Origin of the sequence: Citrobacter sp. Igbk 16 (assembly GCF_028069755.1) — a bacterium.
Taxonomy (GTDB): Bacteria; Pseudomonadota; Gammaproteobacteria; order Enterobacterales; family Enterobacteriaceae; genus Citrobacter.
Window position 1 is genome coordinate 68,675 of sequence record NZ_JANEWJ010000003.1, and the last position, 24,639, is coordinate 93,313.

The window sequence follows — 24,639 nt, forward strand, 5'->3', positions numbered from 1 at the left end:
TGGCGATAATTTCGCCGGGTGACTATTCAATAATTTAATCGCTGTAAAGGCAATCGTCCGTTGCATAAAATCGAGAGCTATTGCGCGTTTGTTTAATTAACGTGGGCAGTGAGTTCGCCGGGAAGTGCAGGCACCGCCCGGCTTTTATTCATGTTTATCAGGATTTAAAGCCTGCCGCGGTCATCAGCAGGCGAAAGAACATACCGACGGCGGCCAGCGCTAATACGCTTCCCCCCCACAGGATCACCAACCACATCAGACGTTTCCAGATTGATTGTTCCATCAATGATACCCCTCACCATGTTGAACTTTGCCGCGAAAGACGTAGTAGCTCCAGAAGGTGTACACCAGAATGATTGGGATAATCAGTAGCGCTCCCACCAACATAAAGCCCTGGCTTTGCGTCGGCGCCGCGGCCTGCCAAAGGGTAATAGACGGCGGAATAATATGTGGCCAGATACTGATCCCCAGACCGCTGAAACCGAGGAAAATTAAACCCAGCGTCAATATAAATGGCAGGGCATGACTATGTTGCTGACCCAGAGAACGCCACAGCCACAGGCTGATGAGTGCGACCAGCAGCGGAACCGGCATCAGGAACCACAGATTTGGCAGGCTAAACCAACGTTCGGCAATCGCACTGTGTGCCAGTGGTGTCCACAAACTGATAATGGCAATGACGACCAGCAGCGCCAGCAGCAGTTTTTTTGCCACATTGCGCATTTTATCCTGTAGCGGGTTTTCGCTTTTCATTACCAGCCATGTTGCGCCAAGCAGCGCGTAGGCCACGACCAGCCCCAGCCCGCAAAACAGCGTGAAAGGCGTTAGCCAGTCAAACGGTCCACCGCTGTAGCTGCGGCCAGTAACGGAAAATCCATTGAGGACCGCACCCACGACTACCCCTTGGGTAAACGTGGCAAGAATTGAACCGCCCAGAAAGGCTTTATCCCAGAACGGTCGGTGTGCAGGCGTGGCTTTGAAACGAAACTCAAAGGCAACGCCGCGAAAAATCAGGCCGATCAGCATCAGGGTGAGTGGGATCGTCAGTGCATCGACAATGACCGCATAGGCCAGAGGAAATGCGCCAAATAATCCTGCGCCGCCCAGTACCAGCCAGGTTTCATTCCCATCCCATACTGGTGCGACGCTGTTGACCATCACGTCGCGGTCATCAGCATCCTGAATGGCGGGGAATAAGATGCCGATCCCAAGATCAAAGCCGTCCATCACGATATACATCAGCGTGGCGAACACGATAATAACAAACCAGATAACTGATAAATCAATACCCATTAGCGATGAGCCTCAGCTTGAGAATCGAGGACGGCAGCGGAAAGCGGCCGTGCAGGTGTGCCAGTTGGCGGAAGGGTCGGATCATCTTCCTGTGGCCCTTTACGGATCAGGCGAATCATGTAGCTATAGCCCACACCGAAGACCGAACTGTAAACCACAAAGAAGGCCAGCAGACTGATGCTCATATGCAAATCACCATGTGCGGAAACCGCGTCCGCTGTGCGTTGCAAACCGTAAACTACCCACGGCTGACGACCAACTTCAGTGGTGACCCAACCGGCCAGAATAGCGATCAGACCAGACGGTCCCATCCACAGCGCGAAACGCAGGAAGGGACGTGAGGTATACAGGCGTTGCTTGTAACGTAACCACAAGGCGAATGTGCCCAACAGGATCATCAGCATGCCAAGCCCCGCCATGATGCGGAACGACCAAAACACCATGGTGGAATTGGGTCGGTCTTCTTTAGGAAACTCTTTTAGCGCCGGGACCTGTTTATCCAGACTGTGGGTCAGAATGAGGCTTCCCAGCGCCGGAATTTCCAGCCCATAGTGGGTACGTTCTTGCTCCATATCTGGCCAACCGAACAGTAGCAACGGAGTGGGTTCGCCGGGCGGGTTTTCCCAGTGCCCCTCGATGGCGGCAATTTTGGCAGGCTGATGCTTAAGCGTATTCAACCCGTGCATATCGCCAATCAACGCCTGCAACGGGGCGACGATTAACGTCATCCACAGCGCCATAGAAAACATGGCGCGAATAGCCGGGGTGTTATTCCCGCGTAATAAATGCCATGCCCCTGACGCTGCGACAAACAGCGCGCTGCTCAGGAAGGCGGCGACCGACATATGCAGCAGGCGATAAGGGAATGACGGGTTGAAAATAACGGCAAACCAGTCCACAGGAACGACCTGTCCATTGACGATTTCATAGCCCTGTGGGGTCTGCATCCAACTGTTGGAGGCCAGTATCCAGAAGGTCGAAATAATTGTCCCCAGCGCAACCATGCAAGTCGCGAAGAAGTGCAGGCCTGGCCCCACACGGTTCCAGCCAAACAGCATTACCCCGAGGAAGCCTGCTTCGAGGAAGAAAGCGGTTAACACTTCATAGGTCAGTAGTGGCCCGGTGATGCTCCCGGCAAACTCGGAAAAACCGCTCCAGTTAGTACCGAACTGATAAGCCATCACCAGCCCGGACACGACGCCCATACCAAAGTTTACGGCGAAGATTTTGGACCAGAAATGATACAGCGAACGCCAGGTTGGATTTTTGGTTTTCAACCAGAGACCTTCCAGCACCGCCAGATAGCTGGCAAGACCGATAGTAATGGCCGGAAAAATGATGTGAAAGGATACCGTAAACGCGAACTGGATCCTCGCCAGGTGAAACGCGTCAAGACCGAACATGCTTAACTCCGCAGGCAAAATTGATTTGGCGCAATTCTAAGCCCCTGGCGGAATGTGGGGCAGAAACAGAACAGTTCTTTTTAACCATAACAGTTGTGCTGCTGTTATAGGTCGCACGATCTGATATGCAATCTGGTCACCGCATTTGAATTTTACTTCGACGATAATGAGTTTATCCCGTGGCCTGCGGTGATTGACGGTGCTGATTACTATGTGAACATCACCTGTTTATTCGCCTTAAAGCACACCCCGAAAATTGATTCTGTACAGATAGCTGCCCGGGCCTCAGGCAAAGATCTTTTGCCAACAATGTTGTAAAACTGTTAACTATAACAGTTCTGAAAAAATCGTTATTTATGTAGACTGATATATACAGAGGTTGTCACCGATACCGAATATCAGGATGAAAAATGAAGAAGTACCAGCGACTGGCGGAGCAAATTCGCGATCAAATCGCGTCTGGCGTATGGCAACCAGGCGATCGGTTACCCTCTTTGCGTGAGCAGGTGGCGAGCAGTGGGATGAGTTTTATGACCGTGGGGCATGCCTACCAACTGCTGGAAAGTCAGGGGCGGATCATTGCCCGGCCACAGTCGGGTTATTATGTTGCTGCGCGTCCCGAGCGCGAAGCCGCCGTGCCGCAGGTACAGGTCATGCGCGATGAAGCCGTGGATATCAACACCTACATCTTTGACATGCTGCAGGCCAGTCGTGATGCATCAGTGATGCCGTTTGCATCCGCTTTCCCCGATCCGCGCTTATTTCCGCTTCAGCAGCTTAATCGTTCGCTGGCTCAGGTGAGTAAAACGGCTACCGCCATGAGTGTTATCGAAAACCTGCCGCCCGGAAATGATGAACTGCGTCATGCGATTGCCCGTCGATATGCACAACAGGGAATGACCCTTTCCCCGGATGAAATTGTAATCACCACCGGCGCACTTGAAGCGCTTAACCTGAGCCTGCAGGCCGTCACTGAGCCGGGGGACTGGGTGATTGTCGAAAACCCGTGTTTTTACGGCGCATTGCAGGCTCTGGAGCGATTGCGCCTGAAGGCGTTGTCCGTTGCCACCGACGTGAAGGAAGGAATCGACCTTGTCGCACTGGAGCAGACGCTACAGGAGTACCCGGTCAAAGCCTGCTGGCTGATGACCAACAGCCAAAACCCACTGGGTTTTACGCTCAGCGCAGAGAAAAAAGCCCATCTGGTCGCATTATTGGAAAAATACAATGTGATGCTGATTGAGGATGATGTTTACAGCGAACTCTATTTTGGCCGGGAGAAACCGCTGCCGGCTAAAGCCTGGGATCGAGGGGACAGGGTGTTGCACTGTTCATCGTTTTCGAAATGTCTGGTCCCCGGCTTTCGCATCGGTTGGGTTGCTGCCGGGAAACATGCCCGTCGAATTCAGCGGCTCCAGTTGATGAGCACCTTATCCACCAGTTCCCCCATGCAGCTTGCGCTGGTGGACTACCTGTCGACCCGGCGTTATGACGCGCATTTGCGACGGCTGCGTCGTCAGCTGGCGGAACGCAAACAGCAGGCCTGGCAAACGTTGCTGCGTCATCTTCCGGCAGAGGTCAAAATACACCATAACGACAGCGGTTATTTTCTGTGGCTCGAACTGCCAGAACCGCTGGATGCGGGAGAGCTCAGCACCCAGGCACTGGCACACCACATCAGCATTGCGCCAGGTAAGATGTTTTCAACCTCAGGGACATGGTCACGTTTCTTTCGTTTTAATACCGCATGGCACTGGGGTGAACGCGAAGAACAGGCGGTTAAGCAGCTTGGAAAATTAATTCGCGAGATGATGAAATAAAACGGAATGTGCTATTCAATATAAAAGAATAGCGCATTCTTATTTTAGAAATAGTGAATGTTAAACCCTGATGTTATTTATATCAGGTGCCACCATACGAAATATCAATAGTTCTTCCAGGTGCCACCCTGGCACCTAACTCCTTGTCTATACTCCAGAAGATTAAATCACCTTGCTATAACCCGTAGCGTAATGAGCGTTAGCTCACAACCTGATTAAATTTCCTTGCGCCAGCAGGAACGCTTTCAACACCCCGACTATTTTTAGGAAAGGACATATATTTACGGCAAGGCTGCCGCTCAATATTTTTTCGACAGGAGTAAGACGTTATGAGCAAGCAATTTGCCCTCAGTAGCTTGTGTGCACTCAGTATGACGCTGATGACAGCCCAGGCAGCCGAACCCCCAACATCATTAGATAAACCGGAAGGGCGCCTGGATATTATTGCCTGGCCGGGTTATATCGAACGTGGACAAACCGATAAACAATATGACTGGGTTTCACAGTTTGAGAAGGAAACCGGTTGTGCCGTCAATGTTAAAACAGCGGCCACATCAGACGAAATGGTGAGCCTGATGGCGAAAGGCGGCTATGACCTGGTGACGGCGTCTGGCGATGCGTCACTGCGCCTGATTATGGGCAAACGTGTCCAGCCTATAAATCCTGCGCTTATCCCAAACTGGAAAACTATCGATCCGCGTGTGGTTAAAGGGGAATGGTTTAACGTCGGGGGGAAAGTTTACGGTACTCCGTATCAATGGGGGCCCAACTTGCTGATGTATAACACCAAAATTTTCCCAACACCGCCAGATAGCTGGAACGTGGTGTTCGTCGAGCAAAAACTTGAGGACGGAAAAAGCAATAAAGGGCGAGTCCAGGCGTACGATGGCCCGATCTATATCGCCGATGCGGCGCTGTTCGTTAAAGCCACTCAGCCGCAGTTGGGTATCACCGATCCTTATCAGCTCACCGAGAAACAGTATCAGGCGGTCATTAAAGTCCTGAGCGATCAGCACGCACTGATCCATCGCTACTGGCATGACACCACTGTGCAAATGAGTGACTTCAAAAACGAAGGTGTGGTGGCATCAAGTGCCTGGCCTTACCAGGCTAACGCCCTGAAAGCAGAAGGCCAGCCAATTGCCACGGTTTTCCCGAAAGAGGGCGTCACCGGTTGGGCTGACACCACCATGCTGCATAGCGAAGCGAAGCATCCTGTCTGTGCTTACAAATGGATGAACTGGTCATTAACCCCGAAAGTTCAGGGCGACGTCGCTGCCTGGTTTGGATCTCTGCCGGTAGTCCCTGAAGGTTGTAAAGCCAGCCCGCTGCTGGGTGAAAAAGGCTGTGAAACCAACGGCTATAGCTATTTCGACAAGATTGCTTTCTGGAAAACGCCAATCGCAGAAGGTGGAAAATTCGTTCCTTACAGTCGCTGGACGCAGGATTACATCGCCATTATGGGCGGTCGTTAATTCCGCTGGGGGTTTTATGACGTACGCAGTGGAGTTTCATAATGTCTCGCGTCTGTACGGGGATGTTCGTGCAGTTGATGGGGTAAGTATTGCAATTAATGATGGTGAGTTTTTCTCTATGCTGGGGCCATCCGGCTCCGGCAAAACGACCTGTCTGCGCATGATTGCAGGGTTTGAGCAGCTTTCGGGCGGTTCAATTAAAATTTTTGGTAAGCAAGCCAGTGAATTACCGCCCTGGGAACGGGACGTCAATACGGTGTTTCAGGATTACGCACTATTCCCGCATATGTCGATTCTCGACAACGTGGCTTATGGGCTGATGGTGAAAGGCATTGATAAAAAGCAGCGGCATGCCAGGGCGCGAGAAGCGTTAGATAAGGTTGCGCTCGGCTTTGTCCATGAGCGCAAGCCATCACAACTCTCTGGTGGACAGCGTCAGCGTGTCGCGATTGCCCGTGCGTTGGTCAATGAGCCTCGCGTTTTACTGTTGGATGAGCCACTCGGTGCGTTGGATCTCAAGCTACGCGAACAGATGCAACTGGAGCTGAAAAAACTCCAGCAGTCACTCGGCATCACCTTTATCTTTGTCACCCACGATCAGGGTGAGGCGCTGTCGATGTCCGATCGTGTAGCGGTATTTAACAATGGTCGTATCGAGCAGGTGGATTCACCCCGCGAACTCTACATGCGTCCGCGCACGCCGTTTGTGGCGAGTTTTGTGGGGACGTCAAACGTCTTTGACGAAGCGATGTCGGCAAACGTCTGTGGGTTACAGGGGATGTTCTCGCTGCGCCCGGAACACATTAGGTTAAATGATATGGCGGGCGAGGTTCAGGCTCGGGGTGTCATTCAGGCGGTGCAGTACCAGGGGGCGGCGACGCGTTTTGAGCTGAAACTTGCTGGCGGTGAAAAATTGCTGGTGAGCCAGGCGAACCTGACGGGAGAAATGCTGCCGTCGACGCTGTCGCCGGGTCAGCAGGTGATGGCATCGTGGTCACGCGATGTCATGGTTCCGCTGATAGAGGAGAGGTGAATGGCTATGAACGTCATACATTCGCCCGCACAGCCGACAAAGCTGAACCGTATCTCGGGGTTCTTCTGGCGTAATCCAGGGCTTGGGCTGTTTTTGCTGCTGCTCGGGCCGTTGATGTGGTTTGGCATCGTCTACTTTGGATCGTTGCTGACGCTGTTGTGGCAAGGTTTTTACACCTTCGACGATTTCACCATGTCGGTGACGCCAGACCTGACGCTGGCGAATCTGCAGGCGCTGTTTAATCCGGCCAATTACGACATCATTGTACGAACGTTGACAATGGCGGTGGCGGTGACGATTGCCAGCGCCATTCTGGCGTTCCCGATGGCATGGTATATGGCGCGCTATACCAGTGGCAAAATGAAAGCCTTTTTTTACATTGCCGTCATGTTGCCGATGTGGGCGAGCTATATCGTCAAAGCCTATGCGTGGACGCTGCTGTTAGCGAAAGACGGCGTGGCGCAGTGGTTTTTAACCCATCTCGGGCTGGAGCCACTGTTGACCGCTTTCCTCACCTTGCCAGCTGTCGGCGGTAATACGCTGTCAACATCGGGATTAGGGCGCTTTTTGGTTTTTGTCTACATCTGGCTCCCCTTTATGATCCTGCCGGTTCAGGCTGCTCTGGAACGGCTTCCACCCTCGCTTTTGCAGGCATCGGCTGATTTGGGCGCGCGCCCTCGTCAAACCTTCCGCTATGTGGTTTTCCCACTGGCAATACCCGGTATAGCCGCTGGTTCTATCTTTACGTTCTCACTGACGCTGGGTGACTTTATTGTGCCGCAACTGGTGGGACCGCCGGGATATTTCATCGGCAACATGGTGTATTCGCAACAAGGGGCTATCGGCAATATGCCAATGGCGGCGGCATTCACTCTGGTGCCCATTGTCTTAATTGCACTGTATCTGGCGTTCGTGAAGCGTCTGGGAGCTTTCGATGCACTCTGAACGCGCACCCTGGTTACTCAAACTGGCAGCATGGGGAGGGGTTCTTTTTCTGCACTTTCCCATCCTCATCATTGGCACCTATGCTTTTAATACAGAGGAGGCTGCTTTTAGTTTTCCGCCGCAGGGACTGACACTGCGTTGGTTTAGCGTGGCGGCGCAGCGTAGCGATATTCTTGAGTCAGTGACGTTGTCACTTAAAATCGCTGCATTGTCGACAGCAATCGCTCTGGTACTGGGTACGCTGGCGGCGGCTGCACTATGGCGCAGGGATTTTTTCGGTAAAAGCGCAATATCGCTGTTGCTGCTGTTGCCGATTGCGCTGCCGGGCATTATTACCGGCCTGGCACTGCTGACGGCATTTAAGACCATCAACCTGGAGCCGGGTTTTCTCACGATCGTGGTGGGCCATGCGACGTTTTGCGTGGTGGTTGTCTTTAACAACGTCGTGGCGCGTTTTCGCCGCACCTCATGGAGTCTGGTTGAAGCGTCTATGGATCTTGGCGCCAACGGCTGGCAAACCTTTCGTTATGTCGTGCTGCCCAATCTGGCATCAGCACTGCTGGCGGGCGGTATGCTGGCGTTTGCCTTGTCGTTTGATGAAATCATCGTGACAACGTTCACCGCCGGACATGAAAGAACACTTCCTCTGTGGCTGCTCAATCAACTGGGCCGTCCACGAGATGTGCCTGTTACCAACGTTGTGGCATTGCTGGTAATGCTGGTAACAACACTGCCAATTTTAGGGGCCTGGTGGCTAACGCGTGAAGGCGACACCGTCGCCGGAAACGGTAAATAAACGACGATATGGGAAATTGCTATGCAACATCAATTACTGATTAACGGTGAGCTGGTCAGCGGTGAAGGTGAAAAGCAACCAGTTTATAACCCTGCCACTGGTGAACTTATTCTGGAGATTGCTGAGGCGTCAGCCATGCAGGTTGATGCCGCAGTGCGCGCGGCAGACAACGCGTTTGCCGCCTGGGGCCAAACCACGCCGAAAGTGCGTTCGGAGCTGTTGTTAAAGCTGGCGGATACCATTGCCGATAACGCACAGACCTTCGCGGAGCTGGAATCGCTCAACTGCGGTAAACCGCTACATTGTGTGCTTAATGATGAAATTCCGGCCATCGTGGATGTTTTCCGTTTCTTTGCGGGGGCAGCGCGCACCCTGCAAGGACAGGCCGCCGGGGAATATCTGGAAGGGCATACATCCATGATTCGTCGCGATCCGCTGGGTGTGGTGGCCTCCATCGCGCCCTGGAACTATCCGCTCATGATGGCGGCATGGAAACTGGCTCCTGCGCTGGCCGCCGGCAACTGTGTGGTGATTAAACCTTCAGAAATTACCCCGCTGACGGCGCTTAAACTGGCGGAATATGCGAAAGATATTTACCCGGCAGGCGTGATTAACGTCCTGTTTGGCCGGGGTAAAACGGTGGGCGATCCGCTGACTGGCCATGAAAAAGTCCGTATGGTTTCACTGACCGGCTCAATTGTGACCGGAGAACATATTATCCAGCATACTGCGCCTTCGATTAAACGCACGCATATGGAACTGGGCGGGAAAGCCCCGGTGATTATTTTTGATGATGCCGATCTTGATGCGGTGGTCAGTGGTGTACGGACCTTTGGGTATTACAACGCCGGACAGGATTGCACTGCTGCGTGTCGAATCTACGCGCAAAAAGGCATCTATGATGCGTTGGTCGAAAAACTCGGCGCCGCAGTTGCCAGCCTGAAAATTGGCGCACCGAATGATGAAACGACAGAACTGGGACCGTTAAGCTCACAGGCGCATCTTGACAGGGTGGCTAAAGCGGTCGATGACGCGAAAGCGCTCGGACACATCAAGATCATCACCGGCGGCAAAAAAGTGGAGGGTTCAGGCTACTATTTTGCGCCAACGTTGCTGGCGGGCGCGAAACAGGAAGATGCTATTGTGCAGCGTGAGGTCTTTGGTCCGGTGGTCAGTGTTACCGTCTTTGATGATGAAGATCAGGTCCTGGCGTGGGCCAATGATTCGAAGTATGGACTGGCATCGTCAGTCTGGACGCGGGATGTTGGTCGCGCGCACCGACTGAGCGCCCGCCTGCAGTATGGCTGTACCTGGGTCAACACCCACTTCACGCTGGTGAGTGAAATGCCGCATGGGGGACAAAAACAATCAGGCTATGGCAAGGATATGTCGGTCTACGGACTGGAAGATTACACGGTGATTCGCCATGTCATGATCAAGCATGAGTAATATCTTAAACCGCTGACGGTAAAAGGGGCACGGATAGCTAAATATCGTCAAACGTGTCTCTATACTATGCGCGCCACTGGCCTCGTCGCCATCGGACGGCGGTAAGTTGGAAATATCCGCGAGGTCAGGCTAATTTGCACATAATCAGGCCCCGGCACAATGTCGGGGCCTGAATATTTAGGTGAGTGTTCTAACGACGGCACAGGCTACATAGCCAGGCGATGAACGCACAGACAGTCAGAACCAGTCCCAGTTGCTGCACGATACCCGCTAACCCTAACATCATTCCCAATAACAGGTAGTAGCATAATCCGAACAGAGCCCCCGCGGCCCCGGCCTGTTCACGATAGTGATGCAGAGCCTGACTCAGCACATTGGGGATCGCGATGCCATAGGCAACAACAACCCCGACCACAGGCAGCAGAATCCAGACTGAATGCTGTAGCCACCATGCTGCGAGACCAGACAGCAGAGCTAAAGCACAGGCATGGCGCACCAGATATTCCGATGACAAACCGATCATTAACAGCTTGCGATTCAGCAGGCTGCCTGAGAGTGACGCGAGGGCAAGCAAGAATCCCGTCCATCCAAATGCTCTGGAACTCCATCCTAACTGTCCGAAAAGAAACGGGGCCAGGCTGTAATAGCTGAATAGCATGGTATTCAACAGTGCAACCAGCATGGCATTTTTCCACAGTGTACTGTCCCTCACCATGCGGGAGACCAGTCCCGTTAATTGTGGTCGGCGCGTCGTCTCCGGCCGTGTTTCCGGCAATAAGGCTGCGGTTATCATTAGCAACAGTATCGCCAGCAATACCAGCGCAGTAAAAACGCCCGTATGACCGTATAGACTGACTAACCAACCTCCGCTCACCAGACCAAAAACCGGGCTGATTGCCAGTGCTGCGCCCATAATGGAAAAAATGCGGGACAGTGTTGTTGATTCATAACTGTCCCTCAGCATAGTCTGCACCACCACAGACCCGGCGGCCGCGCCAATGGCTGATACCATACGGGCCAGCAGCAAGATGCTGAAATCAGTGGCAATAACCGCCATTACGGAACCTGTCCCGTAACAGAGGAGTCCAGCCATCATTGCCCTGCGCCGTCCAATGCAGTCGCTAAGCCAGCCCCACAGTGCAACCCCCACGGCAAAGGCAACAAAATAAACGGAAAGTGTTTGAGCCGCACGTTCACTGCTTATTTGAAAAAACGTGGCGATATTTGGCAATGCCGGGCTGTAAATGGTTTCCACCAGTTGTGGAAACATAATCAGTAATGTGAGAAGCCATAAAGGCGGTCGATGAGTCATATTCATAACAATATCCAGAGAAACAAAAAACTTGGGGGGATTATTGCTGAATAGAAAATGTCTAATTACCATTATCAGGACTTTATATATCAAATATCGGACAGATGATGAAAATTGCGCCTGATGATGTCTTCGACCCGGATGGTTTTAAGGAAACAGTCGTCGGTATTGCCTCTGATATGGGCGTACATGATTCAGGTCGGCACAGTCATCTTCGCCATCAGTTACTCTTTTCGGCGGCGGGGTGCATCACCATTGAACTGGAAAATACCCTGTGTCTTCTTCCGCCTCGCCGTGCGGTCTGGATCCCCGCGGGTACGGTTCACTGGGCCATCATGCGAGGGGTGATGGCTTATCGGTCATTATATTTTTCAACCATTCTGCCGACGTTATCCGCCTTGCCACTACAGGTTGTCGAAGTTAACCCGCTCTTTTTTGAAGTCATAGAACGGATGGCATTCTGGCCCTGGCAGATGACAGAAACGCAGCAGGCCAGCCTCATCACTGTTTTTTGTGAAGAAATCAGGGCTGCACGTCGTGAAAACTGGACGTTGCAGTTTCCCTCTGATGTTCGCCTGGAGCGGTGGCTGGAAGGGGTTCGAATGGGGGCGTTACCGCCCCGACTGAATCAGTTGTCCCGCCAGGTCGGTGCTTGCGAACGCACAATTAGCCGCATTTTTATCAGAGATACAGGGATGAACTACCAGACCTGGCGGCAGCAATTCAGGTTGTTAAAAGCGATGGAGATGTTGGCGGAGGGGGACTCAATAAGCCAGGTGGCGCAACAGCTGGAATTTGTTAGCGACAGTGCCTTCATCGTGTTTTTTCGGCAGCTAACAGGTACAACACCGACCCGCTATCACGGGGGAATAATGCCGCAGAAGGATTAGGGGTATTACATATTAAGGATAATTTACCGGGCAGTGGCGGAGTGGGAAGATCGTTTACTAATGGCAGAGAGAAGATTTTCTCTCTGCCAGCAGGCGCTGCAATTCATCAAAAAGAGTCACATCAAGCAAACCAGCCGAACCTTACGGATATCAGGCTGAAAAGTCCTATAGCAGCAAATATATTTATCAGCACCACAGTCTTACTGGAAACATTCATTTTTGCCACCTTTCGTTTTAACCCCTTTGGGTATAGTACGGCTTATAGCTATCCGCAATAGTACGAAATCTGAACATATTGAAAGTGGGTTGTTTTTCAGGCGTTTTTCTTAAAAAAATGAATAAAACTTGATGTGGGTCATGAAAGAGAGCATATTGCGCGCGATTTTCCCTTCTGGCCTGGATGCCCTAAATGTCTCTGTACCAAAAAATGTTGATTTTTTATGCGGTGATGGCCGCTATTGCGGCAATCATCACCTGGTTTCTGTCGCGTGATAAAAAACGTATTCGCTTTCTGAGCGCGGTATTAGTCGGGGCGACATGGCCGATGAGCTTTCCTGTCGCACTCCTGTTTTCTCTTTTCTGATGGCGCGGTCAATGCCGTATCAGGGGGTTAGCAGAGCGACTAAGCGCAGTCTGTCGTCTTTGGTTACGTCCAGAGGATGCTGGTATCCCACGTTTTCATTTGCACGAGTGTACAAAGCAACCAGCCAGTCGTAAACGTGTCGGCTTGCACCGTGCTGCGGCTGCTCATCCAACTGAGTCAGGCGCGACATCGGTTGTTGTACTGGCGCACTGAAAATAGCCGCGCCCTTGAGGACTCTGCTGGCAGGGCGTTGATCCTCTGCAACGTTGGCGTAGCCAAGCCAGGTAATAAAATCACCGATATCGGCGTGTAACTGCGCCCCGCAGACATTCTCTCGCTGCATAATCTGCTGAAGCCGCTGAGGCATCTCGAGCCGATAGCTGGTAGTGATAAGAATATCGGCTACCTGCCTAAGCGTTCGCGGATCAAGCCGCAATCGGCGCGCATTATTGTCATCACGACACCACTGACGCACATGGTTGATCCACATTTTGTGCGCTTGATACCCGGTCTCTTTGCTTTCGGATGAGTGCAATGGCTCCCGGATATCGGCAAATAGGTCAATCTCTTCATTAAAGAGTCCACTGACTTGTTCTTCGCGTGGCTGCTGGATACGCAGCAACGACTCAAAGCAGCGCATCGGTGGTAGTAACCCCTCCAGAAGTTCACCATGCTTTGCTGCCTGGGCCTGAAGCTGGCGGATCACTGTCTCGCTGGCGTCTGGCACGCTTTCGCTGTCGTTAAGCCAACTCATCAGCGTTTCCCGAACATGCTGTTGATGCTGTTCATGCAGGGACGTTAGCCGAGACTGGCGTTGTTGCGCTGATGTCGCCTGGGACAACCATTCAGCAAGGCGCAACAAGCTGTGTTTATCCAGTGCCTGCAATGTCCCCCAGCGCAACCCGGGCTTGCCCATTAATTGCTGCACGGCCTCATCAAGGTTTTGCTGTGTGCTAAAACGAGCATCTTGTGGCGTAATGGCCCACACAACCCCCGGTAATGCCGCATCATGTACGGGTTGGGTATCGTTGGCCCAGCTCATTAATTTGCGCGTGATGGCCGGTGTCTGCGAGCGTGAAGACACTGCGTTGCAGATCAGCAGGACATCGGGTTGCAGATGCTGGCGGTAATGTTCCAGCATCCAGCCTAATTTGGCCCGCCACAGCGGATTGGGGTGAGCATCAGGTGCGAGGGGTATATCGAGCAGGTCGACGTTTTCCAAAACTGAGTCTTCAACAGTCAGCACCAGTTCACGCGTCAGCAGCGCCAGCGATTCCAGCGACAGACTGACCGCGTTAAGCAACTGATGGTTTTCAACAGGATGAACCACCACATCGCTTTGCGCGTCGTTCCCGGTTAATGCGACCTGGGTCAGGAAGCTTTCGGCAGGTAAGCCAAAATGATCGACCAGCAAACTCAGCGGTGCGGCTAGCTCGTGTGCCTGTCCGGTTTGTTGCAAAGTGTGCGCTAATGCCAGCCATTGCTGCGTTAACTCTGGTTGTTCTCCCCACAACAGCGCCCAGGCGTGAGCGCGGGTGGTCAGATCCAGTGCCGGCAGCAACGTAGCAAACTGATGCCATAGCGCATCATCAATTTGCTGCTGGTTCGCAGGAACACAAGAGCGCCAGAAACGGCCGATGGCGGCGACGTCATGTGCCGTGACGCCCTGAATCGGATGACGCTGACGCAGCGTTTGCCATTTTTCTAACCGGGCTTCAATAATTGATTTTTCAACCTGGCGGCTGTCAGGCATTGCGCAAAACTGCGTGATAAACAGCTGCACCAGTTCCGCTTCACTCAGTAAGCGCAGACGCAGAGGCCACTCGCTATCAACGGGATTATCTTCACGCGTAAAGCGGATCGCCATATTGGTCGGCGCATGGCCCGGATTGATATGCGAAAAGTAATCAAAGCTGCGATCCGGTGTAGCAATATTCAATTTCCCACTGGTGTCGCTGCACAGTGCGGACAACAGATGTGCTTTTGCTGGCTGCGAATGACCGTACAGCCCCACACAGCCACGCGATGAAAACGCCGTGTGCAGTGCAGACTCAGTAACCGCGGCGATGGTGAGCTGAGCGAGCAGAGAATCCGCTTCATCATCAAGACGTGCTGCACGCTGGCGTGTGTCATTCACCCATTCGATAGCGGCATGTGCTGTGTTAAACATCTTACTCATTTCAGGTACACACTCCCGCTATCAATCCAGTAATGGCTGCCGCTATGGCGACGATCTGCCAGTGTATTCAGTTTTAACGTTAGGGCATTGGCAGCAACGGGCGTGCCATCCTGTAGCCAGGCATCACTGAGAACGAAAAATTCCGGTCCCGTCTCTTTGCTGCCGCCGCGCAGTTGCAGCCGTACATTTAGTACACCGTCACCGGCAATTGTTTTTGCCAGCTCAGCAGAATTGATGCTCAGTGTATACAGCGGAGTGGCTGGCCAGCGGCTGTTTGCTAACTGGCGAAAGCCCAGTGTCACGTTACCGCGCAGCGGGAAGTGCAAACGGGTATCCAGTTTTGCTCCAGGTTTATCCAGATCGATGTCGTGATACCAGATATTTTCATCGCGCAACGTATTGACCGTATTATCCAGTACACCGAGGTAACGGACCGTCGAGTACGCGCCGATATCCGCAGCTTTAAAGTTAAAGCGCGGCAGGCGTAAATCCAACGCCAGGCTACACAGCATCGCACCAACGGCAGCGGTAGATTTTGGATTGCCGATACGCCCTTGCTGGCTGAACGGATACCACTCATGTACGCGATAGCTGTCCATCCAGATCATGCGGTTGACCGGAACGGGTTGCAGATGGCGGATTAGCGCCTGAACCCCCGGCAAACAGGCGGGTCTGCCAGTGACTAACAAAATATCGCAACGATAGTGGGAAATCGCTTCACAAACGGCGTGCAGAGGGGATGTCAGGGTAAATTGCCCTGCCAGCAGCGCTTCTTGCAACTGTCTGAACTGCACCTGCAACGGAACGCTCAGCACATCAAAAGCCGGTGAACCAGACGGTAATGCATGATCGATAGCCTGTTGGATATAGTTCATCACATTGCGCGTTGGACGCTGTGAAAGCAGTTCGCCAAAGGTGGCGTGCAACCCCGCTACGGGATCGTTAATATCACTTTGTTCCCAGGCACTGAGCACCGCATGACCCAGTGGCATAAAGAGTTGTAATGCGGTTTGTTGTCGCAAAATAGCCTGAGTATCGATTCTCCCGGAATCACCAAACAGTGTGGCCAGCAGGGCGGCGGCATCGGTCACGCCAGCCTGTTGTAAGCGGGTTTGCAGGGCGGGCAGTATGCAGCGTTGTATGACATCCAACAACATGTCATCCCCAGCGACTTTGAAGCCTTCACGAAACAGCAAATGCGGGGTGATTTTGACATTCGCCCCAACGCCGTCATCCAGTTGATAATGGACCACGGCCATATCCGTCGTGCCGCCGCCAATATCGATGGAGGCGACGCGCAGCGCACGACCTTTAACTTCACCGGGTTCTGGCTGACGGTCCGGACGGGCGAGGGCGTTGAAGAACGATTCTGTGTGCCCGTCATAGTGTGAAATCGCTTCGTTATACAGCCAAACCAACTGCCCGCAGCTGGCCTCATCCCACTCCATCTGGATCTCAGGTACGGGAACGATGCTTTTTTCTTGCTGTTTGCGGGTGGTAAAGTCTTCGTCCTGCGGGTGCCAGCCCATTGCTTTCCAGACCAGCGCAATGGCTTCAAACATACGCAGACGGAAGATCTCACGTTCCTGTTTTGGCATGGCTGACGGCAGAGTGAGTATCAGCGTACGCAATTGGCGTGGAGAGGCCGGGAAACCGAGACGCAGCCGTGTCGCTACGCTGTTAATTTGTCCCAGTGCCTGGGCCAGAATCTCGCACAACATATGCGTCATCAACGTACTGCGGCTGTATTGTGGTGAGAACACCGGCAGGCGATCATCTTGTGGCAGGCTGAACAGCGGCTGACCGTCATCGTTCATCAGATTCATCAGCGGGAAGGCGGTAGCCAGCGGCTCGCGCTGCGTTTTACTGTTCATCTGGCTAAAGCGCCAGTCGTGTAAAACGGGGGTTTCATCCCATAAGTACCGACGTGGGCTGGAGATCCCACTGCTGCCTTCCGTTCCCATTCGCTGCATCGCCAGCTTACGGGCTTCATCCCCAACGCGGACAATCGACGGCCAGATAAATGCATCATCGCGACCGCTCTCAACGGAGAAATGTTGCTTTCCAAAGCGCGCCTCGGAAAACTCCAGTCGGCTGGTGAACAGGGGATCGTTGAGGAACTGTGGTTCGCTTAATGAACGCACCTGTAATTCGGCCGTCTGACGCAAACCGTCATTGGCATCGCCATGATCTTCAATCAACACGCCGCAGGTATGGGTATTGCCAATATCCAGAATCAGATCGACAGGAATCGCGGGTGTGCTGAGCGTATGGGTCACCAGCTTCACTTCCGGGACGGAAAGTTGTTCGCCTAGCAGGGTCAACAAATTCAGCCAGTGCGCCTGGTATTCAAAGTTTCGTAGCGCTTGTTGGATCTCCTGCTCTGAACGGTTTTCTTGCTGCGTGACGTGCTGCAAAAAGGACTCGCGTAGCCAGCCATCAATCCACGTCTGGTCGAGGAAATCTGCGATCTCATTATCGTGCCAGGCCAGCGCAAATCGCGTGCCATTCAGCAGATCGTTCTCATTTGGCGTCAATGCTGCCGGGGCTTCAGTCAACTGACTGTCCAGCGCCACCGTGACACGGTGAGTATTGCCGGCACTGTCCGGTTGTGCGAGTTTTCGCACCTGTACGCGCGCCCAGTTATCCGGGCCTTCAACAAATGTGCGGGGCGGGTTAAAACGCAGGAACGGCAGCGGCAACCAGACACCGTCAAGTACGTCCAGAGAATAATGCAGCGTCTGCGTGCTTTCCGGTTTCACGACTTCGGGTTGACCACCGGTATTGCCCGGCAGGGTATAGCGTCCCGACGCCAGATCGAAATCCAGACGCAGTAGGGGACCGTTTGCCGTTTTACGCACAAAACGGCCGTGGTGCGCAGATTCCTGTGGTGTCAGCCCAAAATCCAGAAATTGCACACCGCTATTGGCGATGAGCGTTACGCTCTGTTTGTAATCACACAGATTCACCAACATAAAATCAGGCACCTATCTTTTTGATCGTCAAAGGGATATCCGCGTGTTCGTCATAACGCGCGGTACAAGCTGCGACGTCGTTTGTCCCTGCTTTACAGGTGATCTCAGGCATGGGGTATCGCGAACCGTCCGTGCAACGGGCATTCCCGCGACTCTTAATCATTAATTCGCCCGATTGATGCAAACCAGAGAAAATCTCGGCGCGACAAACGATATTGTTGCCATGCACCACGCGCGCAGTGCCTTTATTGGCCTGAATTTGATAACGCAGCGACGGGGCCTTACCACTGACCGGATCTTTTATATCGACCAGCACACGCCAGTTGCCGTTAAGAAAACGTGTTGTACCAGCCTTCATCTGGTTGGCATCCATTACCAACGCATCTTTCGGGATGGCGGCAATTACCACCGGTCCTTCTACGGGCTTCTCTTTTTTCACCGGTGGAATGACTTCAGCCCGATGCAGCGGCAGTGAAGGTGTTAGTTCAGGCTGGGGGGTACTGTCTACCTTTGCCACGTCAATGGGGGCAACCGCAGGTGCGGGAGATTCTGCGTACTGTTTCCACAATAGCGGCCCTGCAATGGCGGCAATGACTGCCGCAGCAACGGGCAGGCTCCACAGCGGCAGGCGACGCGTGGGCTTACGCTGAACTGGCGGTGGCACGATCTCTGGTTCACTCACGATGACCGGGGGTTGTGGTTCGGGTTCAGCGGGTTTCGCTAGCTCAATAGCCGTTGTAAGCAGCGGGGTATCGGCCTCGGCGAAAGTGATTTCCGCCGGGATTTCTTCGGCTTCCGGCTCCGGTTCAGGTGCCACTACAACTGGCGGAACATCGGTATGACGCAGGCAATCGAGTACATCGTCACGGGTGTTTTCATTTAGATTGACGAAGCCCCAGAACGTAATGACGGGTTTGCCATCAACCAGGAACACGTGGTTCTCGCCTGGAAACTGGATGGCTTTGTCGAGTAGTGAACCAAACAGTTGCAGGGAAGTTTTACCTGATTGCAGGCTTTTTCGACTCAGGGCCGCGGCATTCTCCAGCGTACTGGACAGATAGCGCAGAGCCCGAAAGCGCGCATCTTCATCAGCGGCTTTCCACGCGACAGCCTTTCCTTCAATCGGGGAGTACCAGTCCACCCGATCGCCACTGTCGTTAACTTGTGGGATTGCCAGACAATCCACCATCGCCTGTTGTTTACGCAGACGAAGCGTTTCACGAATTTGTAGTGCTGAATCAAACACGGCCTGACCACCGCCACCCACGGCCTGATAGTCATCCAAATTGCCGCTGCGCAAGAGAGTTTTTGCCACGTAATTGCCCCTTAGACTTCTTCACACATCTACTTTACGGGGAATAAAAGTAAGCAAACGTCGGAAGAGAGGCAAAAAGGGGCGAATTTTCATGGCATAGAGTATCGGGAAAAATCTTGACGTTTTGAAAAAGACTTAAGGTAAATTATTTCGCCTGCGATGATGAATTAATCAGCGAAAACCACCAGATTAGAATAACCTGATAGAGATTTGTTATTAGTGCGTCTTTGCCAGCTATGCTCTGATAGACGAGTAAATAATAAAAGAAGAAGGTTTATAACCATGATTGCAAGGAAAACGCTGCTCGCGCTGGCACTCAGCGCCGTCTTACCAACAGGCGCTGCCTATGCCGCCAGTACTGATACCATTGTTTACTGTTCTGAAGCATCGCCGGAATCATTTAACCCCCAAATTGCCAGTTCAGGTCCGTCGTTTGTCGCCAGTTCACAGGTGTTGTACAACCGATTGATCAACTTCGATCCGGTCAAAAATACCCCGGTCCCGTCTCTGGCAACGGAGTGGACAATTTCCCCCGACGGCAAGACCTACACATTTACCCTGCGTCAGGGCGTGAAGTTCAATAGTAATAAGTTCTTTAAACCTACCCGTGATTTCAATGCCGATGACGTCGTTTTCTCGGTATTACGCCAGAAAGATGCTGATCATCCGTACCATAAGGTTTCACAGGGTAGCTATGAATATTTCAACGATGTTGGCCTGGACAAACTGATTAAAGAGGTTAAGAAGGTTGATGATTATCATGTTCAGTTTGTCCTGAACGAGCCCAACGCCGCATTTCTTGCTGACTGGGGGATGGATTTTGCCTCTATTCTTTCGGCAGAATATGCCGATGAGATGCTGAAAAAAGGCACGCCGGAAAACGTCGATAACTGGCCGATTGGTACCGGGCCTTATGTCTTGCAGCAGTACAAGCAGGATTCACAAATCCGCTATCTGGCAAACCCGAACTACTGGGATGGTGCGGTGCCAACGAAACATCTGATTTTCTCCATCACACCAAACGTACAGACGCGACTGGCGAAACTGCAAACCAACGAATGCCAGATTATTCCTGCGCCAGCACCGGTGCAGTTTGATGAAATCAAAAAGAACAAGGATCTGACGCTGCATTCGGTCGAAGCGTTGAATGTCGGTTATCTGGCGTTTAATACGGAGAAAAAACCGTTTGATAACGTACTGGTGCGCCAGGCGCTGAACTATGCGACAGATAAAAAAGCCATTATTAACGCGGTCTTTTTAGGTTCCGGCACGGTGGCGAAATCGCCAATCCCGCCGAATATGATGGGCTTCAATAAAGACCTGAAAGATTATGATTACGACCCACAGAAAGCGAAAGAACTGCTGAAGAAAGCAGGGCTGGAAAACGGTTTTGAAGCGACATTGTGGTCTATGCCAGTGCAGCGACCCTATAACCCGAACTCTCGTCGTATTGCTGAGATGATTCAAAGCGACTGGGCAAAAGTCGGTGTGAAAGCGAAAATCGTCTCCTGGGAATGGGGGGAATATCTTTCCGGGATGCGCAAAGGCGAGCACGATACTGCGTTGTTTGGCTGGATGTCAGATAACGGTGACCCGGATAACTTTGCTGATGTTCTGCTGGGTTGCGACAGCATTAAAACCGGATCAAACGCCGCGCGCTGGTGTGATAAAGAGTATAATTCACTGGTTCAAAAGGCGAAACTGGTGAGCAAGCCGCAAGAGCGCGCCGCGCTTTACCAGCAGTCGCAGGAAATTTTCTATCAGCAGGCTCCGTGGATTGCGCTGGCGAATGGCAAAACCTTCTATGCCACACGCAGTAACGTCAGCGGATACAGCGTTAGCCTGATGGGCAGTGATTTTTCAAAAGCGAAATTAAATTAATACGTTAAGGAGGGAGTATGTCGCATCTGGATGAGGTCAGCGCACGTGTTGATGCCGCCATTGAAGACAGCGTCATTACGCATATGAATGAATTGCTGATTGAACTGAGCGATGATGTTGCGTTGAGCCGGGAAGATCGTTACACCCAGCAACAACGTTTGCGTACGGCAATTGCACATCATGGGCGGCAGCATAAAGAAGATATGGAAGCGCGTCGTGAGCAACTGACCAAAGGCGGCTCTATTCTTTGATATTTCCTTGCCGGATGGCGGTGTTCACACCTTATCCGGCGTTCCGTAGGCCTGATAAGCGAAACGCTATCAGGCAATTAAAATGAGCGCCTCGCCACCAGCCAGGCGCCGATGACCAGCAGTATCGCACCGCATACCGGACCCACCAGCGCGCGAAGCGGTACACCCTGGCTACGCAGAATATCCAGCACCAGACCACCAATAAGCTGGCTGGCGACCAGCACCGCGATGGTGGTGGCGGCACCTACGTTTTGGTATCCGCTGATACTGGCAAAAACAAAGAACGATCCCAGTAAACCCGGGATCAATGTCCACCAGCGCACGCTGGAAACCAGTTCGCCAAACCCCGCCGCACCTTGTTTAAACCACAGTATGCTGACAAACAGGACGATCCCGACCAGTGAGTTAAGCAGCATAGCAATAAGGATTGTCGAAGACGTCTGGGTAATGCGCACCATCAACGTGTTTTGCACCACCAGACCAATACCTGCGGCAATCAGAAAGGAGAGGGTCAGCGTCTGATTCATCCACGCGCATCCGGTTCGCTGCGGTCATCTAACTGCAGTTGCATAAAAGTCAGATCCAGCCAACGACCAAATTTAGTCCCGACCTGGGGCATCTGCGCGGTAATATAGAAGCCCAGTGTGCTATGCAGGTGGAGCGATGCCTGATTTTGCGACTCAATTCCTGCCACCATGACATGCTTGCCACACGCGCGCGCTTCTTCAATGAGTCTGCTGAGCAGCTTGCGCCCCAGCCCTTTTCCCTGATGTTCCGGGTGCACGTACACTGAATGTTCGACGGTATGACGGAAACCGTCAAAGTTGCGCCAGTCGCCAAAAGAGGCGTACCCCGTAACGACGCCATTCTCTTCACTTACCAGCACCGGATACCCCATCAGTTGGCGAGCTTCATACCAGGAGATGCGGTTTTCGGCATCGACCGTTTGATCGTTCCAGATAGCGGCCGTATGCAGTACGGCGTGATTGTAGATTTCTGCGATGGCGGCGCAGTCGTCTTTGCTGGCAAATCGAATTGACATGTTGAACCTCAGGGGTTGTTCACTATAGTATTACAATATGAATACTATTGAAGACAGCATAAATCAACGGATCAGTGCAAGAATTCGCATTGAGCGGGAATCTCGCGGCTGGTCGCTGACGGAACTTGCCGAACGTGCAGGGGTGTCGCGGGCGATGATCCATAAAATAGAACGCGGAGAGAGCAGTCCAACGGCGACGCTACTGGGACGGCTTTCCGGTGCGTTTGGTATCAGCATGTCCACGCTGATTGCCCGGGCCGAAATGCAGGAGGGTAAACTGCTGCGTTTTGCCGATCAGCCGGTCTGGCACGATCCGCAAAGTCACTATTTGCGCCGCCACGTTTCTCCGCGCAGCGATCTGCCTATCGATCTGGTGCAAATCGAATTACCGGCGGGCAGTGATATCCCGATGCCCGCCTCTTCCTACGTGCAGGCCCGACAGCTTCTCTGGTTGCAGCAGGGAGAATTGGTGTTTGTGGAAGGTGATACACGCCACGAAATGAAAGCCGGGGATTGCCTGGAGCTGGGGCCGCCAAACGACTGTCGGTTTATCAATGAAACCGCACAGTCCTGCGTTTATCTGGTCGTGCGGTTAAACCATGCAGGCAATTAATGTGAAAGCATCACAGAGATAGCGCGTCTACTATTGATGGATTCATGCCAAAAGCAGAGGAGAACATCAATGGGTCAACAAATGCAACGCAATCGTCGCTGGGTTCTGGCGTCACGCCCGCATGGCGCACCGGTGCCCGGTAACTTCCGTCTTGAAGAAGAGGCCATCGCGACGCCCGGTGACGGAGAGGTACTACTGCGTAACGTCTACCTCTCACTCGATCCCTATATGCGTGGACGTATGAGCGACGAGCCGTCTTATTCGCCTCCGGTTGAGATTGGTGCCGTGATGGTGGGTGGCACGGTCAGTCGGGTCGTGGCATCGAATCATTCGGATTTTAAACCCGGTGAATGGGTGCTGAGCTATAGCGGCTGGCAGGACTTCGCCATCTCTAATGGTTCTGATTTGGTAAAGTTAGGCGATCACCCTGAGCATCCTTCCTGGGCGCTTGGTCTGCTGGGGATGCCGGGTTTTACGGCGTATATGGGGCTGCTGGATATTGGCCAGCCCAAAGCCGGTGAGACACTGGTTGTTGCTGCGGCAACCGGACCTGTTGGCGCAACCGTGGGCCAGATCGGCAAGCTGAAGGGCTGTCGGGTCGTTGGTGTGGCAGGTGGGGCTGAGAAATGCCGCCATGCTACCGACGTGTTGGGCTTTGATATTTGTCTCGATCACCATGCCCCCGATTTCGCACGCCAACTGGCACAAGCCTGTCCGCAGGGTATCGATATCTATTATGAAAACGTCGGCGGCAAAGTTTTTGACGCCGTTTTGCCGTTACTTAACACCTCCGCGCGTATTCCGCTGTGTGGCCTGGTGAGCGGTTATAACGCCACATCACTGCCGGCGGGCCCAGACCGTTTACCGCTGCTTATGGCCACGTTACTGAAAAAACGTATCCGCTTGCAGGGCTTTATCATTGGTCAGGATTATGGTCACCGCATTCATGAATTTCAGCGAGAAATGGGGCGCTGGGTTCAGGAAGGCAAGATCCACTATCGTGAGCAAGTCACTGAGGGGCTGGAAAATGCACCGGAGACCTTTATTGGTCTGCTGACCGGTAAAAACTTTGGCAAGGTCGTGATTCGTCTTGCTGAAGAGTGATACGAAGGGGTTAAAGGCGGTAACAGCCTGATGGCACTTCGCTTATCTGGCCTACACAGTACTCAAATGTAGGCCGGATTTGGCGTCAACGCCGCCATCCGGCACGGGGTATAGAGTCAATCTGTTGTAACACTGATTTCGCCGCAAGCGAGTATTCATGGAGAAAATAAGAAGGTTTTCACCGAAAGTGAATAAACACTCCACTTTGCGATAAATAATGATTACTATTCTCATTCTTAAAAAGGCAAAACCATGATTTTGCTCATTGAAGCTATGTGAA

The 24,639-nt window shown here is 52.7% G+C and carries 22 protein-coding genes; 12 read left to right on the top strand and 10 right to left on the bottom strand.

Going from position 1 to position 24,639, the window contains the following annotated elements:
• Window positions 1-157 precede the first annotated feature (157 nt).
• The 3 genes from NNO03_RS03355 to NNO03_RS03365 are packed head-to-tail and all read right to left on the bottom strand — an operon-like array spanning window position 158 to window position 2,696.
• The gene (locus NNO03_RS03355; protein WP_124021191.1) at window positions 158-283 is read right to left on the bottom strand and encodes a DUF2474 domain-containing protein; all 126 of its coding nucleotides are present in this window, start codon (window positions 281-283) and stop codon (window positions 158-160) included.
• Window positions 283-1,293: a cytochrome d ubiquinol oxidase subunit II gene (gene cydB / locus NNO03_RS03360; RefSeq protein ID WP_271448809.1), complete on the bottom strand. Its 1,011-nt coding sequence runs from the start codon at window positions 1,291-1,293 to the stop codon at window positions 283-285. Before cydB ends, NNO03_RS03355 begins: the two co-directional genes overlap by 1 nt.
• Window positions 1,293-2,696 (bottom strand): cytochrome ubiquinol oxidase subunit I, encoded by a 1,404-nt coding sequence (locus NNO03_RS03365; RefSeq protein ID WP_271448810.1) that lies wholly within the window; start codon window positions 2,694-2,696, stop codon window positions 1,293-1,295. The genes cydB and NNO03_RS03365 overlap by 1 nt, the downstream gene beginning before the upstream one ends.
• Before the next feature lie 410 nt (window positions 2,697-3,106).
• Here NNO03_RS03365 and NNO03_RS03370 point away from each other — a divergent pair, with 410 nt between their 5' ends.
• From NNO03_RS03370 to patD, 6 genes are all read left to right on the top strand, one after another.
• Window positions 3,107-4,516 carry a PLP-dependent aminotransferase family protein gene (locus NNO03_RS03370; protein WP_271448811.1) on the top strand — a complete coding sequence of 470 codons (1,410 nt, stop codon included), beginning with the start codon at window positions 3,107-3,109 and terminating at the stop codon, window positions 4,514-4,516.
• A 329-nt stretch (window positions 4,517-4,845) separates the two neighbouring features.
• Window positions 4,846-5,991 (top strand): putative ABC transporter substrate-binding protein YdcS, encoded by a 1,146-nt coding sequence (gene ydcS / locus NNO03_RS03375; RefSeq protein WP_137381809.1) that lies wholly within the window; start codon window positions 4,846-4,848, stop codon window positions 5,989-5,991.
• A gap of 16 nt (window positions 5,992-6,007) precedes the next feature.
• Window positions 6,008-7,024 (top strand): ABC transporter ATP-binding protein, encoded by a 1,017-nt coding sequence (locus NNO03_RS03380; protein WP_137381810.1) that lies wholly within the window; start codon window positions 6,008-6,010, stop codon window positions 7,022-7,024.
• The gene (locus tag NNO03_RS03385) at window positions 7,025-7,969 is read left to right on the top strand and encodes an ABC transporter permease (protein ID WP_005126750.1); all 945 of its coding nucleotides are present in this window, start codon (window positions 7,025-7,027) and stop codon (window positions 7,967-7,969) included.
• Window positions 7,959-8,765 (top strand): ABC transporter permease, encoded by an 807-nt coding sequence (locus NNO03_RS03390; RefSeq protein ID WP_005126751.1) that lies wholly within the window; start codon window positions 7,959-7,961, stop codon window positions 8,763-8,765. The genes NNO03_RS03385 and NNO03_RS03390 overlap by 11 nt, the downstream gene beginning before the upstream one ends.
• 21 nt (window positions 8,766-8,786) lie before the next feature.
• Window positions 8,787-10,214, top strand: a complete 1,428-nt coding sequence (gene patD, locus NNO03_RS03395; protein ID WP_271448812.1) for an aminobutyraldehyde dehydrogenase — start codon at window positions 8,787-8,789, stop codon at window positions 10,212-10,214.
• Between the two features lie 190 nt (window positions 10,215-10,404).
• Here the strand turns inward: patD and NNO03_RS03400 are convergent, their stop codons facing one another.
• The gene (locus NNO03_RS03400) at window positions 10,405-11,532 is read right to left on the bottom strand and encodes a multidrug effflux MFS transporter (protein WP_271448813.1); all 1,128 of its coding nucleotides are present in this window, start codon (window positions 11,530-11,532) and stop codon (window positions 10,405-10,407) included.
• Window positions 11,533-11,633: 101 nt separating this feature from the next.
• On the opposite strand from NNO03_RS03400, the gene NNO03_RS03405 reads away from it, so the two are divergent.
• Window positions 11,634-12,416, top strand: a complete 783-nt coding sequence (locus NNO03_RS03405; protein ID WP_271448887.1) for a helix-turn-helix domain-containing protein — start codon at window positions 11,634-11,636, stop codon at window positions 12,414-12,416.
• Between the two features lie 121 nt (window positions 12,417-12,537).
• Here the strand turns inward: NNO03_RS03405 and yncL are convergent, their stop codons facing one another.
• Window positions 12,538-12,633 carry a stress response membrane protein YncL gene (gene yncL, locus NNO03_RS03410; protein ID WP_271448814.1) on the bottom strand — a complete coding sequence of 32 codons (96 nt, stop codon included), beginning with the start codon at window positions 12,631-12,633 and terminating at the stop codon, window positions 12,538-12,540.
• A 192-nt stretch (window positions 12,634-12,825) separates the two neighbouring features.
• On the opposite strand from yncL, the gene NNO03_RS03415 reads away from it, so the two are divergent.
• Window positions 12,826-12,999: a GhoT/OrtT family toxin gene (locus NNO03_RS03415; protein ID WP_137381813.1), complete on the top strand. Its 174-nt coding sequence runs from the start codon at window positions 12,826-12,828 to the stop codon at window positions 12,997-12,999.
• Window positions 13,000-13,018: 19 nt separating this feature from the next.
• Here the strand turns inward: NNO03_RS03415 and NNO03_RS03420 are convergent, their stop codons facing one another.
• The 3 genes from NNO03_RS03420 to NNO03_RS03430 are packed head-to-tail and all read right to left on the bottom strand — an operon-like array spanning window position 13,019 to window position 19,468.
• On the bottom strand, window positions 13,019-15,178 hold the full coding sequence (locus tag NNO03_RS03420; RefSeq protein WP_271448815.1) for a virulence factor SrfC family protein: 2,160 nt from the start codon (window positions 15,176-15,178) through the stop codon (window positions 13,019-13,021).
• Window positions 15,175-18,153, bottom strand: a complete 2,979-nt coding sequence (locus NNO03_RS03425) for a virulence factor SrfB (protein WP_271448816.1) — start codon at window positions 18,151-18,153, stop codon at window positions 15,175-15,177. The genes NNO03_RS03420 and NNO03_RS03425 overlap by 4 nt, the downstream gene beginning before the upstream one ends.
• A 4-nt stretch (window positions 18,154-18,157) precedes the next feature.
• Window positions 18,158-19,468 carry an SrfA family protein gene (locus NNO03_RS03430; RefSeq protein ID WP_271448817.1) on the bottom strand — a complete coding sequence of 437 codons (1,311 nt, stop codon included), beginning with the start codon at window positions 19,466-19,468 and terminating at the stop codon, window positions 18,158-18,160.
• Window positions 19,469-19,750: 282 nt separating this feature from the next.
• Here NNO03_RS03430 and NNO03_RS03435 point away from each other — a divergent pair, with 282 nt between their 5' ends.
• Window positions 19,751-21,349 carry an ABC transporter substrate-binding protein gene (locus NNO03_RS03435; RefSeq protein ID WP_271448818.1) on the top strand — a complete coding sequence of 533 codons (1,599 nt, stop codon included), beginning with the start codon at window positions 19,751-19,753 and terminating at the stop codon, window positions 21,347-21,349.
• A 17-nt stretch (window positions 21,350-21,366) separates the two neighbouring features.
• Window positions 21,367-21,600, top strand: a complete 234-nt coding sequence (locus NNO03_RS03440; RefSeq protein WP_005126760.1) for a YdcY family protein — start codon at window positions 21,367-21,369, stop codon at window positions 21,598-21,600.
• 77 nt (window positions 21,601-21,677) lie between these two features.
• On the opposite strand, the gene NNO03_RS03445 is transcribed toward NNO03_RS03440, so the two are convergent.
• Both NNO03_RS03445 and mddA read right to left on the bottom strand, forming a co-directional pair.
• Window positions 21,678-22,127 carry a DMT family transporter gene (locus NNO03_RS03445; RefSeq protein ID WP_271448819.1) on the bottom strand — a complete coding sequence of 150 codons (450 nt, stop codon included), beginning with the start codon at window positions 22,125-22,127 and terminating at the stop codon, window positions 21,678-21,680.
• Complete coding sequence (gene mddA / locus NNO03_RS03450) at window positions 22,124-22,642, bottom strand: L-methionine sulfoximine/L-methionine sulfone acetyltransferase (RefSeq protein ID WP_271448820.1); 519 nt, start codon at window positions 22,640-22,642, stop codon at window positions 22,124-22,126. The genes NNO03_RS03445 and mddA overlap by 4 nt, the downstream gene beginning before the upstream one ends.
• Window positions 22,643-22,679: 37 nt before the next feature.
• On the opposite strand from mddA, the gene NNO03_RS03455 reads away from it, so the two are divergent.
• Window positions 22,680-23,255 (top strand): XRE family transcriptional regulator, encoded by a 576-nt coding sequence (locus NNO03_RS03455; RefSeq protein WP_048211614.1) that lies wholly within the window; start codon window positions 22,680-22,682, stop codon window positions 23,253-23,255.
• Window positions 23,256-23,324: 69 nt separating this feature from the next.
• The gene (locus tag NNO03_RS03460; protein WP_271441625.1) at window positions 23,325-24,359 is read left to right on the top strand and encodes an NADP-dependent oxidoreductase; all 1,035 of its coding nucleotides are present in this window, start codon (window positions 23,325-23,327) and stop codon (window positions 24,357-24,359) included.
• The last annotated feature ends 280 nt before the right edge of the window (window positions 24,360-24,639 follow it).